Source organism: Lactobacillus delbrueckii subsp. jakobsenii ZN7a-9 = DSM 26046 (assembly GCF_001888925.1).
GTDB classification, from domain to species: domain Bacteria; phylum Bacillota; class Bacilli; order Lactobacillales; family Lactobacillaceae; genus Lactobacillus; species Lactobacillus delbrueckii.
Window position 1 is genome coordinate 126,091 of sequence record NZ_CP018218.1, and the last position, 12,746, is coordinate 138,836.

A 12,746-nucleotide genomic window follows, 5' to 3' on the forward strand; every position below is an offset into this window, starting at 1 on the left:
TTTTAATGATTACGAATTATATAGCTTCATGAAAGCAGCCACTGTATCTGTAATATCCAATTTTTGACGGGATAATAGGTCATAGTTGTCACGATGCCCTAATTCCAGATCCTTGATCACTTGACTTTGCCAAGCTGACAAGCTTGTTTCATCAATTGGCAAGAAAGAAACATTGTTAGTCATTTTAGCCTCACTAGTGATTTGATCAGAGAAAATTACTGGCAAACCAGCAGCTTGTGCTTCAACCCCGACAATTGGCAGTCCCTCAAAATGTGATGGTAATAAAAAGACATCCATAGCTTGAAATAATTCGCTAGTGTTAGAACTTAATCCATAAAAAATAACTTGTTTATCTAACCCTAGTTCATGTACTTGCTGACGGCAAACGTCTGCGAGATCCCCTTTTCCAACCAAAAGTAACCGAGCTTTAGGATCCTGCGCGTAAACTTGAGCAAAAATTTGTATTAGGTATTGATGATTCTTTTGATATGCAAATCGGCCAATATGCCCTAAAACGTGCTTCCCTGACAGGCCAAGTTTATTTCGCACGTTCTTTCTGATAACAGGATCATAGCGAAAAGCAGCTAGGTCTACTCCATTCATAATTTTAATAATTTGTGACTTAGGCACACTTGGGAACATCCAATCTGAGGCCAAATCAGAAACTGATACATAACGGTCCGCTAACTTTACTAATCTGCCCCGCAAACTCTTATGAACAAATCGCTTGAGCTGACGATGTTCTCCATCCACCTCGCTCGCATGCGAGTGCAGAATTATTTTGGCTCCGCTGTCAGCCTTGTAAGCGGCCAATGCCGTAACGTACAATTTGTTAGCCACATCGCCATGAATATGAATGTAATCATAGTTTCCATTCTTTACCACTTTTTGTAAATTTTCGTAGTACTTAAACTGCTTACAAATTTTATTACCAGGATAACCAATGTAATAAACCTGCGTCCCCAGCTGGTTTAAATAGGAAATATTGTCCTGCGATTCAAATGGTTCAAGACAGGCTAGATCGATCTGATAGTTAGCAGGCTTATTTTCAATTACCCGTTTGATTAAGGAATATACTCCGCTATAACCATTGTCATCAACATTGACTTCTAGAATTCTTTTAGTCATTCTTTTCCTCAACATACTCAATTTTCGGTCTGAAAAAGATCCCTTGAATCGAAGCACTTAAAATCACGCCAAGCTTCTTCAACTTATGTGGATTGCTAGTAAAAATAACCCGCAACATGTGGTAATTGACTTTAGCAAATTGCCGCAGTCTCCCCTTCATACCATTCTCTCTGGCAATAACACACTCATTTCGGTAAGCAAACTTATAGCGTCCAATACGATCCCCCCGCTCTTTAGCAATATTTGATCCATTGTTGTCCTTTGTCTTGTGAATGACCTGACTCTTACCGACTACATAGCACGGATACTTTTTGGACAACCTGTTGGAATATTCTACATCATCTCCCCAAATGAAGAAATCTTTGATTGGTAAGCCAAGTTCCTTAACAGTTGCAGATTTGACAAAAAAGGAAACAAAAGTTGAATAATATGTTCTTACTAAACCGTCAGACAAATATTCTAGATCGCTAGTCCAATCTTTAATCAGTTTTGGCCGATTCATCACACACGGTTGTCCATCAATCCAAAAGACAGCACTGGATAAGTAGCCATAATTTCCTTTGAGCAGGTGGTCAGCTCGAAGCAATTCTTCTAACGCATTCTTTTTTACAATCGCATCATCATCCATTATCCAGATATACTTGTAACCAGCTTCATAGGCTTGCCGCATTCCGAAATTAAATCCTCCAGCGCCGCCCAGATTATTGCCTGTATTAAAATAGACAATTTTGTTTTGAACAATGTAATCAGTAATATATTCTTTAGTGCCATCTGTGCTTGCATTGTCGACAACTAACACGTCAGCTTCCGGTAAGCTCTGTGACAATAACGCATCGATAGCTTCTTTAAGTAATTTTTTCCGATTATAAGTTACAACAACGGCAGCAACTGATTTCAAATTTACTAAATCCTTTCACTAATTATTAGTATTTTCTACGGGTCGTTTTTCTGACTTGATAAACAACCTTCACCTTAGAATAGGAGAATCAAAGTGATATATATCACTTTATTAACGCCTACTTTACAAACTAGCTTATAACAAGCACTGGATACCAATTGTGTCAGATCAGCTATCTACCCAAACCGCTGTACATGGCCGCGATAACTAACACGCACGATTACTTACCGAATTCCTCATTAACAGCTTCCAAAGCAGCCGCGATGACCTGGTCCATGTTGTAGTACTTGTACTGACCCAGGCGGCCGCCGAAGATGACCTTGGCATCTTCTTTGTCAGCCATTTCCTTGTACTGAGCGTACAGGTCGTTGTTTCTGTCATTGTTGACCGGGTAGTAAGGTTCATCGCCCTTGTGCCAGTCAGCTGGATATTCCCGGGTAATGATGGTCTTGTCCGGGTCCCCATTGCCAAATTCAAAGTGCTTGTGTTCAATGACGCGGGTATAAGGCGTTTCTGCGTCGGTGTAGTTGATCACCGCATTGCCTTGGTAGTTACCCACGTCCTTTTCTTCAGTTTCAAAACGGAGGGACCGGTATTCCAGTTCACCCAGCTTGTAGTCAAAGAATTCATCGATCGGGCCAGTGTAAACTACCCTGTCGAACTTTTGCAGGTACTCGTCCTTCTTGGCAAAAAAGTCAGTTTCCAGTTTAACCGTGATCTTGTCATCCTTGAGCATGTTTTCCACCAGCTTGGTGTAACCGCCCTTAGGAATCCCTTGGTAGTCATCGTTGAAATAGTTGTTGTCATAAATCAAACGAACTGGGACACGCTTGATGATAAAGGCCGGCAGTTCAGTTGCCTTTCTGCCCCACTGCTTTTCCGTGTAGCCCTTGATCAGCTTTTCATAAATGTCGCGGCCGATCAAAGAAATAGCTTGTTCTTCCAGGTTTTGCGGGGTCTTGCCCGCCATTTCAGCCCGCTGCTCGTTGATCTTGTCCATGGCTTCTTGCGGCGTCCGGACACCCCACATTTGAGTAAAGGTGTTCATGTTAAAAGGCAGGTTGTACATCTTGCCCTTGTAATTAGCTACCGGGCTGTTGGTGTAGCGGTTAAATTCCGCGAACTGCTGGACATATTCCCAGACTTCCTTGTTTGAGGTGTGGAAAATGTGGGCACCATACTGGTGGACCTGGATGCCGTCAATTTCCTTGGTGTAGATATTGCCGGCGATGTGGTCACGCTTTTCAATCACCGTAACTTCGTGGCCCCGCTTGGCTGCTTCGCGCGCAAAGACAGCACCGAAAAGACCTGCACCAACTACTAAATACTTGCTCATACTTGTTTTGCTCCTTTTATTTAAAAGTGGGTCTGCTTCTTGCCGATACCAAGCTTGCGCTTGATCAAGTTGATTCCCTTTTTGATCTTCTTTTCGCCACCCAGCTGACCCCAGGTCATCTCAGTGTAGTTCTGCTTGGTCGTGTAAAGCCAGACGTCCATCAATCTTTCAGAAATATAGCCATAGACCCGCTGGTCCTGGACTGAGTAGCCGGAAATGTCGATTTGCCCTTCCAGCTTGCTAAGAACGCTGAAGATAAATTCACAGTAATCGTTAAACTGCTCTTTCTTCATGACGAACATGTTAAACATGTGGGCACTGCGCCGCTTCATCATCATGTCAAAAGCCGGCAGATAGTCCGGATAGTCAGCCGAGATGATTTCACGGGTCTTGTCCAGAGGCTCTGCCGGATGGGCATGAATGTAGTGGTCATAGTTGCTTTCGATGTAATAATTCCGCTTCTTCGGCACGATCACGTCGTGGTCAGCCAAAAAATGCTCGTAATCGGCTCCTTTAGCCACGTGGTCCAGGTCATGAGGCTTGGATACGTAAAAATAGCGGCGGTAATGCACCAGGCCAATTGCGTCAACGTCCTTTAAGTTTTTCCAGGCCCAGTAGATCCCTGTCAGTTCATTGTAATAGGGATTCTTGGCCGAAATATTTTTGCCAGCATCATCGCGCTGGTAATCGATTCCTGGCTTGTAGTTCTTAACCGCCCCAACCAAGACCGGCAGATAGACAGAGTCGTCCGGCATCGGGAACTGCTTGTGGGCCGCGACTAATACTTTAATTTTCACTAAGTTTCCTCCTATTTTAGTAAGCCCCTTCTTTTTTGAAGATGCTGAAGATTGTTTGGAAGAAAATTTTTACGTCATAGGTAAAAGAGATATTGTCGATGTATTCCAGCTCAACGTCGCAGCGCTCCGGGTAGCTGATATTGCTCCGGCCCGTTGCCTGCCAAAGTCCCATGGCCCCAGGTCTGACTGAAAGGAACTTATCCTTGCGGTTGCCATATTCAGCCAATTCTTTTTCAACCACCGGGCGGGGGCCGATGATGCTCATATCACCTTTAAGGATATTAACGAACTGCGGCAACTCATCAACTGAGGTCCGCCGCATCCAGCGACCAATCGGCGTGATTCGCGGATCTTCATCAGCCAGCAGCTTATAGTCGTTGTCCACGTACTTTTGGTAAAGTTCTGGATCGCTTTTGAGAATTTCTTCAGCGTCCATCTTCATTGACCTGAATTTGTACATTTTAAAAGGCTTGCCGCCTTTGCCAATCCGTTCTTGAGCAAAGAAGGCGGATCCGCCATCCCGGCTCTTGATCAAGATGGCCAAGATTAAGAAAATCGGGGAAAAAATTATCAAGGCCAGCAGGCTACCGACAATGTCTAAAAATCTTTTCACATACTTGTAAGCGCTTATCTTTTTTTCGTAATTAGACGATATTTCTTTTTTAATCATTTATTACCCGTACAACTAAAAACAACTTGCCTAAGTAATCTTTGGCTAACAAAATATATCTATGACGAAAGCACAACTCGCCGCAGTATACTCAAGTATAACATCTTTTACTTGTATTGTGCACTATCAATAATGGAAGGACGATTGTAAACAAAAATGCTGGATGGTTGCATCCAGCATTTTTAACTGTTTTAAATTACCGAACCGTCTTTGTCTTAAGACCCATGGCCTTTCTGACCAAGTCACTGATTCTCTGCCGTTCCGTCGTAGACACTTGCTGGTAAGATACGCCATCTTGCATAAAGCCAGTGCCGTGGGTGTAGTCAGTTACGACATTCTTCGTGGCTGGCAGGTATGAAGATGCCATCGAAGTCAAGTCGCTGAAGGTCAAGTCAGTTTGAACCTGCTTGGACAATGATGAAATAAAGCTAGTGTTCAGCAGCGTCTGGGCTGATTCAGCCTTCTTGACCAGGGCCTGCAACACTTGCCGCTGCCGCTTTTGCCGGCCGTAGTCACCTTCTGGATCATCATACCGCATCCGGCTGTAAGCCAGAGCCTTAGCCCCGTCCATGTGGGTCTTCTGACCCTTGGTGAAGGTGTAGCCTTCGTAGCTGAAGCTCAGAACCGGCGCGATGTCAACCCCGCCAACCTTGTCGACGATGGTCTTAAGTCCGCCCATGTTAATTAACACGTAAGCATTGATCGGGATGTTGAAGTACTTCTTCAGCACCTTAGCAAGTTCACCAGCATTACCGTATGCGTAAGCCGCGTTCAACTTAGACGGTGAGTGTTCCGGATAGTCCGGCAGGTTGACTTGAATGTCACGTTCGAAGCTGACTAGGGTGGTCTTCTTGGTCTTTGGGTTCAAGACCGCGACCATGATGGAGTCGGTCCGGCCTTTGTATGTTCTGCCCAAAGCCCCGGTGTCAGTCCCCATCAAGAGGACTGCCATCGGCTTCTTGTTACTGATGACGTCGTTCTTGCTCCCGTTTTCCGCGCTGCTGATCCCGCCTAAACGGTAAGCAGTATTGGCCGCGTTCTTAACTGAACTGTATTCATACCAGGCAAATCCAGCCAGGCCAACCACGAATACCCCAACGACAATCCAGAAGATCCGCCAAAACTTATTGCGTTTCTTCCGCTTCTCAGTTCTTGTATTTAACTTTTTCTCATTCACAGCTTTTCACCATATGTCCAATCTTTAGAATAGATGTAATAGTTTCATTATATATAAAAACTCCGGGTCTGCACCAGACAAATCCACTTTCCTCTGTTTTTTTAAAAAAACTTAGACAAATGCCTAGCTAACACTTCAATTTTAGCAGATCTCCCCGCCATTTAAACTCTATTGATTGAAAGCCGCATACAAAAAGAGGAGTCAAGGCTCGCCTTTAACTCCTCTGCAACTTTTTATGATTAGTAGCCGGTACCAGTGTTTTGACCGTACATATTTTGGCTGCTGTCCTGCGTGCCATAGCCGGAATTATAAGTGGAATTGGAATTAGACCCGTAATTGGAATTATAGTTGGAACCAGTATTAGTATCAGAGCCAGGAGCAGTCGTTGAACCGCTAGCATTGCTGCCAGGGGTATTTCCGGCAGAGCTGCTTGAGCTTGAACTGGTTGAGCTGCTAGTAGAAGTATCGATTAAGTCCGTACTTACCTTTTTAGTCTTAAGACCCAAGGCTTTTCTGATCAAGTTACTGATTCTCTGCCGCTCAGAAACAGAAATCTTCTGGTAGGAAACCCCGTTTTGCATATAGCCAGTACCGTGGGTGTAATCAGTTTTCAAGTTCTTTGTAGCTGCCAGATAATTTTTAGCCAAAGAGGTCAAATCAGCAAAGGTTAAGTCAGTCTGCACCTGCTTGGACAGGGAGGAAATAAAGCTGGAACTGAGCAGAGTCGTCGCGCTTTCCTCCTTCTTCAAAAGAGCCGAAAGAGCTTGCCGTTGCCGCTTTTGCCGGCCATAGTCACCTTGCGGGTCGTCATAGCGCATACGTGAATATGCCAAAGCCTTGGCTCCGTTCATGTGGGTCGTTTTGCCCTCGGTAAAGGTGTAGCCTTCATAGCTGAAAGACAGCACCGGAGCAATATCGATCCCGCCGACCTTGTTGACGATGGTCTTAAGGTCACCCATGTTAATCAAGACGTAGGCATTGATTGGAATATTGTAGTACTTCTTCAAGACCTTGGCCAATTCTTTAGCATTGCCGTAAGCATAGGCCGCGTTCAACTTAGAAGGCGACTTGTCCGGGTAGTCAGGCAAGTTGACCTGCTGGTCTCTTTCGAAGCTGACCAGAGTCGTCTTCTTGGTCTTTGGATTCAAGACCGCGACCATGATCGAGTCGGTCCGGCCCTTGTAAGTTCTCCCCAAAGCCCCGGTGTCTGTCCCCATCAAGAGGATTGCGATCGGCTTGGAGCTGCTGATGACGGAATTCTTGCTTCCATTTTCAGCACTGCTGATCCCGCCAGACTTGTAAGCTGAATCTGCCGCGTTCTTGACTGTATGGTACTCGTAGTAAGCAAAGCCTGCAATCCCAACCAAAAGAGCGGCCAGAATACCCCAGAAGATACGCTTGGTTTTGCCCCGCTTTTTCCGTTTGCCAACTCTGGTATTTACATCGTTATTATTTTTCAAAGTCTTCACCAGTATCCTATTCTTTTGAAATAAAAGTCATTATCTCCATTATAGTTAAACTGGTATCAGATGGACGCTGGCAGACAGATTTTTATCTTTTTTGAAGAGTATTTTCACATCTTGGTCAAAGAAAAAAATCCCGCTGACGCGGGATTTTTCTGCTTACTTGATTTTAGAAGTTTGCGGACTTGATGTACTTGCCGCTGGCTACTGCGTAGAACTTCTTACCTTGGAAGATCACAACAGAACCGTAAGTGTACTTAGTGCTGCCCTTCTTTTGCACGCCCTTAAGTGCCTTTACCTTCTTGCCCTTCTTGACATAGATGTAGGCATTCTTCTTAAGAGTACGCTTCTTGCCGACAGTAATGTTGCCAGCCTTGATGTACTTACCATTGCTGAGCTTGTAGTAAACCTTGCCCTTGATAATCCGGATACCAACAGACTTGGTGTACAGACCCTTCTTGTAACTCTTAGCCTTAGTCTTCTTGCCCTTAGCTGAGTAAAGAGCGGCGTTGTGCTTCAGACGGATGTAAGTACCAACCGTTTGGTAGCTGATCTTGGCGCCTGATCGCTTGTCAAACATGTACCACTTGCCGTTAATCTTTTGCAGGCCGTACAGCATTTGGCCAGTCTTAGGGCTGTAGTAGACAGTCTTCTTTTGGCTGGCAATGTACTGGAAGCCAGTTTGCATTACGCCAGTCTTCTTGTCAAACATGTACCACTTGCCGTTGATCTTAATTTGGCCAGTAACTCTCGCGCCTGAACCTGGAGCAAAGTAGTAAGTCTTGCCATTGATCTTTTGCAGGCCGTAGAGCATGTGGCCAGTAGCTGGGTCGTAGTAAACCGTCTTGTTTTGGCCAGCCAGGTATTGGAAACCAGTTTGCATCTTAATTGAGCCGTCATCGGTTGAATCGTTGTACAGGTACCAGTAGCCGTCCTTGTTAACTTGGAAGCTGTAACTGTCAGTTGACCGTTTGGCTTCCTTTAAGGATGCAGCTGCCAGTTCAGGCTTAGGACTATTTTCGTTCCAGTCCCAAACGCCCTGGTCAGTAGTTGAGTTGGCCAAGACAGTCGTCTTGTCACCATCGACCAAAACCAGGAAGCTTGGCCCAAGAGTTGCGTTAAGGCCCTTACCAGCGGCTTCTCCCCGGTTACTCATGTAAGCATTAACCAAAACAACGTGGTTAACAAAGTAATCCTTGTCATAAGTTACGCCATTAACGGTAACTTTATCACTCTTAATGTTGGCCGGATTAATCTTGACTACATAATATGAGTAGGTGGCTGTCCGCCAACTTGAAGGTACAGATGCGCCGATAACCAAACCATCGCCATTCAATGGGACAAAGCCACCGTCAACTCTATCAGAAACAAAGCCAAGCATAGCAACATTATCACCAATTGTACTATTAGCTTTAGCCAACAGATCCGTATCAGTTGCACGGGTAAGCCGACCATCAGTAAAGAGATAATATTTGCCGTTTAACTTGATCAAGTCTGGACGTTCAACCTCATCACCAGACAAAACCGTCTTTACCAGTGGTCGGTAGAGAACCAGCTTACCGTTTTCGTCAGTAGCAACCTGAGGGTTCTTAGGGTCACTCATGTCCAGCTTAAGCAAGCCAATTGCACCATTAGCAACTGCTGCCCGCTGGCTCAGTGTATCATTATCAACTAACTTGAGGAACTCACTCAAGTTGTAGGCAGCGTTACCACCATATCTGCCCCATTCGTAAATGTGAGCGCTGCTTTCTGCTTCATCACCCAAATCACCGGTAGCAGTTTCGAAAGCAATATAGTAGGTTCCGTCACTGTCTTTAAAGATGTGCGCATCACGCAGTTGTGGATTGTTAACACTACTGTTGGTACCATTCTGCCATTGTGAGAAGTTTTGGTAAACAGTACCATCACCAACAAAGTAAACATGGTCGTTTTCAACGCTCTTAATGTATACTCCATCAGCATTTTGACCGATGTTGATTGTTGCAGTAGCCAGTCTTTGATTATTTTCGGTATTGTAAACAACATCGGTATAGAAAAGCTGGATTGAACCATCTGCGTTAAGCATGGCTGAACCAGACCACTGACCTGTAGATGGATCATTGCTGTAACCGAAGATTGAGCCAGCAACCTTCCAGTTGGCAAAATTGTTGTCACCATATTTGCTGTAAAGCAAATAAAGGTGGTTGTCACCCTTATGCGGGATCCCAATCATTGCCACAACCAATTGGTAACCATTCCAATTCTCAACATAACCTGTTTCTGGATCTTGTACTGGCCAAGAGTCCCAGATATCCATGGTTGCCTCTTCACCAGTTTCAGCATCCTTTACTTTTTCCAAGCCAGGCATATTGACAATTTTTTCACCCTTAAAGAGTGGAATTTGAGAACTGCTGTCGCGATTTACAATTTTCTTGGCAATTGAATCGTAATCTTTCAACGTATACTGATTATCATCAGTCGTAGTCAAAACAACCCTGTTTAAAGCGTTGATTTCTGTTTTAGTCAGCTTGGCCAGGTCAACCGTACTACCTTCTCTCAAAGCAGCAGCCACGATCTTCTTACCAGTGTTATTCAGCTTAGCGTAGTTGTCCTTAGCTGCTTGACTAGTCAAATAGCTGTTGATAATTGAACCTTCGCCAATATTTTCATTTGAAACGTCTTCACTGACATTTTGCTTCCCAAGTTCTGAAGTTTCATCACTGGAGGTATTGCCAGTAGATGAGCCTGGGTGAGTCTGGGTGTTGTCGCTGGCTGAACCCGGGTTGTCGGTCGTGTTACCAGTACTCTTAGTATCAGTCTTAGTGCCGGTGTTGGTACCAGTTGAACCTGGGTTGGTTGGATCCGGAGTACCAGTGGTCGTGCCGGTTGAACCTGGGTTAGTTGGGTCCGAAGTGCCAGTGGTCGTGCCAGTAGTAGCTTGGTTGGTGTTGCCAGTTGCAGTGTTGGCAGTCCCGTTATTTGCGGTATTGGTGTTGTTAGTGCCGGCTGCGGTATTGTTATTAGTTGCAGTCGTGGTATCAGCTGTAGTAGTGTTAGTCGGAGCAGCCGTAGTGTTGGCGATAGTCGTGGTTGCAGTAGTTGCTGCCTTGACTTCAGTCTTTGCCTTTTCAACAGTATCAGCCTTAGTATCAGCCTTAACAGTTTGTGCCTTACCCGCGCCAGCAAGCAAACCAATGGTCATTGCCGAGAGCATCAAGTAATCTTTGCCGAACAGACCGCGTTTCTTTTCTTCCTTTTTCATAACCTTAAGTTTTTCCTCAAAAAATAATCTGTCTATTACTTAAAAAATAGAATATTTACACATTTTACTCAGCCAGCTAACAAGCACACTAAGCAATATTTTTATTCTACAACATTTCTTTCACATTTTTTGTAGCATTTGTATCGACTTATCTATTTAAAGGTAAATCGCTTTAAAATCCCACTAATTCTCCAAGCTCACTTAATAAAACAAAGTAATATTTTCTGTAATATATTCTCCACCATTTTCCGCCTATTCCTTCTTTATGTAATCATGTTAGACTGTCAAAGTTGTTTGTTCTAACACTAAAGTGATTTTGTAAAGAAGAGGAATTTCCGTGAAGAAAGCAATGCAAAAATTAACGGCCCTCCTGCTGGCCTCAGCCAGCTTCCTCGTGGCCAGCCACGCCAAGGCCAGCAGCCTGGCTGACCGCAACTACCAGGGGCAAAAAGTTGTCACCGTCAACCAGGACCGGCCAACTTTTTCCAAAAAGGCCCTGTCGACTAAAAAGGGGGCCTGGCAGAGCTACCACAAGCTGGACTCTTTAAACCGGGCCGGGGAAGCCGATGCCCTGCTGAACAAGCGGCTCATGCCGGCCAAGGCTAGAGAGCCCCTTTACTGGAACCCAACCGCCTGGCACAACAAGAAGATCGCCGGCGGCTGGCTCTACAACCGCAGCCACCTGATCGGCTACCAGCTGACCGGGCAAAACAATAACCCCAAGAACCTGATCACCGGGACCCGGCAATTAAACGACCCGGGCATGCTCAAGTACGAAAACCAGGTGACCAGCTACATCAAATCCTCCAGCCGCCACTACATCCGCTACCGGGTCAAGCCAATCTTCCGCGGCCGGGAGCTCCTGGCCCGCGGGGTTGAGATGGAGGCCCAGTCCACTGGCTCTAACGCTGTCCGCTTCCACGTCTACATCTTCAATGTCCAGGACGACGTCAAGCTCAACTATTCAAACGGTACCAGCGTGGTTACCGGCGCGGCGAAAAAGTCTGCCAAAAAGACAGTAGTTAAAAAGGCCGCTGCTAAAAAATCCACATCTTCTAAAAAGAAGATCAAGACTTCTACCACCGGCCGGATCGTCGGCAACCGCCGGTCCAAGATCTACCACGTTCCAGGCCAGGCCGGCTACCACATGAATTCAGCCAACGCGGTCTACTTCCGCACCGAAACTGAAGCCAAAAGAGCCGGCTACCGCCGGGCACTGCGCTAAAGCATATTTCTTGTATTTTTGCAAGGGTCTGTGTAGTATTGGTAGTAGGAAAAGGCAAGAGAGATGGACCTACCTTTTCCTGTAAAGGTTTTATATCATGCTCTTTTCTTATTGCATTTTTACACACACTCTTTTATCTTATTTGTACAGTTTTGGTACAATATGTTGGCATATCGAGCGACTCATTTCAAACACTTCTAACATCTTTCGCATTTTTTCGATTCCCTTCTATTTATAAAATGCATCGAAGCCATGTGCCATTCCCTTTTACATCAAAGAGGAGTCCCAACCGCGGGTTGGGGCTCCTTTCTTTTGCCCTATTCTGATTTCTTACTCGTCTGCTTTTTCTTCTTTTCCGTCTTCTTCACCAGCAGCGAGCTCTCTTCCAGCTTATTCAAACTGATCTGCCGAAGCAGCTTCTTGAAGTGGGCCTGGCTGCCGATTTTTTCTATTTGACCCCGGTTCCCCTTGAACCAGTAAACGCCACTAGCGTCTGCAAAGAGGCAGACCATATCAGAACCCGCGTAAGCGCCGGTCAAACTTCCTTCCGTCTTGCCAATCGCCACTTTTTTTCCGGTAAAAATAGCGCGGCTTGGCCCCGCCAACCGGGAAATAGCTAGGCAAGCTGTTTCTCTGGGTCTGCTTGACAGCTTGCGCGCTCAGCCAGACGCTGGCTCCCATGGCGGCAAAGCCCACCACCAAAGCCAAGACCGTCAGCCAATTCTTCTCCTTCATCATCTTATCCCCCTTTTTTAACATCACTCTTTCATTATACTACTTCCTTTGAAAAGGCTTCCGCCCCCCTGGATAA

Annotated in this window: 11 protein-coding genes; 1 reads left to right on the forward strand and 10 read right to left on the reverse strand. The window is 45.4% G+C overall.

The window, feature by feature from the left end; all coding sequences use genetic code 11:
* Positions 1-9: 9 nt before the first annotated feature.
* The 8 genes from LJ046_RS00775 to LJ046_RS00810 form a co-directional block, all read right to left on the reverse strand.
* Positions 10-1,128: a glycosyltransferase gene (locus LJ046_RS00775; protein WP_002879388.1), complete on the reverse strand. Its 1,119-nt coding sequence runs from the start codon at positions 1,126-1,128 to the stop codon at positions 10-12.
* Positions 1,121-2,026, reverse strand: coding sequence for a glycosyltransferase family 2 protein (locus tag LJ046_RS00780; protein WP_002879390.1), 906 nt, complete (start codon positions 2,024-2,026; stop codon positions 1,121-1,123). Before LJ046_RS00780 ends, LJ046_RS00775 begins: the two co-directional genes overlap by 8 nt.
* A gap of 220 nt (positions 2,027-2,246) precedes the next feature.
* Positions 2,247-3,476, reverse strand: coding sequence for a UDP-galactopyranose mutase (glf, locus tag LJ046_RS00785; protein ID WP_072557683.1), 1,230 nt, complete (start codon positions 3,474-3,476; stop codon positions 2,247-2,249).
* Entirely contained in the window at positions 3,383-4,159 is a 777-nt protein-coding gene (locus LJ046_RS00790; RefSeq protein WP_002879393.1) for a DUF4422 domain-containing protein, read from the reverse strand. The genes glf and LJ046_RS00790 overlap by 94 nt, the downstream gene beginning before the upstream one ends.
* Before the next feature lie 16 nt (positions 4,160-4,175).
* Complete coding sequence (locus LJ046_RS00795) at positions 4,176-4,772, reverse strand: sugar transferase (protein WP_002879394.1); 597 nt, start codon at positions 4,770-4,772, stop codon at positions 4,176-4,178.
* Between the two features lie 253 nt (positions 4,773-5,025).
* Positions 5,026-6,006 carry an LCP family protein gene (locus LJ046_RS00800; RefSeq protein WP_002879395.1) on the reverse strand — a complete coding sequence of 327 codons (981 nt, stop codon included), beginning with the start codon at positions 6,004-6,006 and terminating at the stop codon, positions 5,026-5,028.
* Positions 6,007-6,245: 239 nt separating this feature from the next.
* Entirely contained in the window at positions 6,246-7,475 is a 1,230-nt protein-coding gene (locus LJ046_RS00805; RefSeq protein ID WP_002879396.1) for an LCP family glycopolymer transferase, read from the reverse strand.
* Between the two features lie 163 nt (positions 7,476-7,638).
* Positions 7,639-10,710, reverse strand: coding sequence for a glycoside hydrolase family 68 protein (locus LJ046_RS00810; protein WP_002879397.1), 3,072 nt, complete (start codon positions 10,708-10,710; stop codon positions 7,639-7,641).
* Positions 10,711-11,047: 337 nt separating this feature from the next.
* On the opposite strand from LJ046_RS00810, the gene LJ046_RS00815 reads away from it, so the two are divergent.
* A complete protein-coding gene (locus tag LJ046_RS00815; protein WP_002879398.1) occupies positions 11,048-11,935 on the forward strand; it encodes a DNA/RNA non-specific endonuclease in 888 nt (295 codons plus the stop codon).
* A 317-nt stretch (positions 11,936-12,252) separates the two neighbouring features.
* Here the strand turns inward: LJ046_RS00815 and LJ046_RS10280 are convergent, their stop codons facing one another.
* Together LJ046_RS10280 and LJ046_RS10285 are read right to left on the reverse strand one after the other, a co-directional pair.
* Positions 12,253-12,474 (reverse strand): hypothetical protein, encoded by a 222-nt coding sequence (locus LJ046_RS10280; RefSeq protein ID WP_231128051.1) that lies wholly within the window; start codon positions 12,472-12,474, stop codon positions 12,253-12,255.
* Positions 12,449-12,673, reverse strand: coding sequence for a hypothetical protein (locus tag LJ046_RS10285; RefSeq protein WP_231128052.1), 225 nt, complete (start codon positions 12,671-12,673; stop codon positions 12,449-12,451). Before LJ046_RS10285 ends, LJ046_RS10280 begins: the two co-directional genes overlap by 26 nt.
* Positions 12,674-12,746: the final 73 nt, after the last annotated feature.

Bases quoted from the DNA above. Each gene is read 5' to 3' on its own strand.
- LJ046_RS00775 (WP_002879388.1), bottom strand. From the start codon at position 1,128: ATGACTAAAAGAATTCTAGAAGTCAATGTTGATGACAATGGTTATAGC.
- LJ046_RS00810 (WP_002879397.1), bottom strand. From the start codon at position 10,710: ATGAAAAAGGAAGAAAAGAAACGCGGTCTGTTCGGCAAAGATTACTTG.
- LJ046_RS10285 (WP_231128052.1), bottom strand. From the start codon at position 12,673: ATGATGAAGGAGAAGAATTGGCTGACGGTCTTGGCTTTGGTGGTGGGC.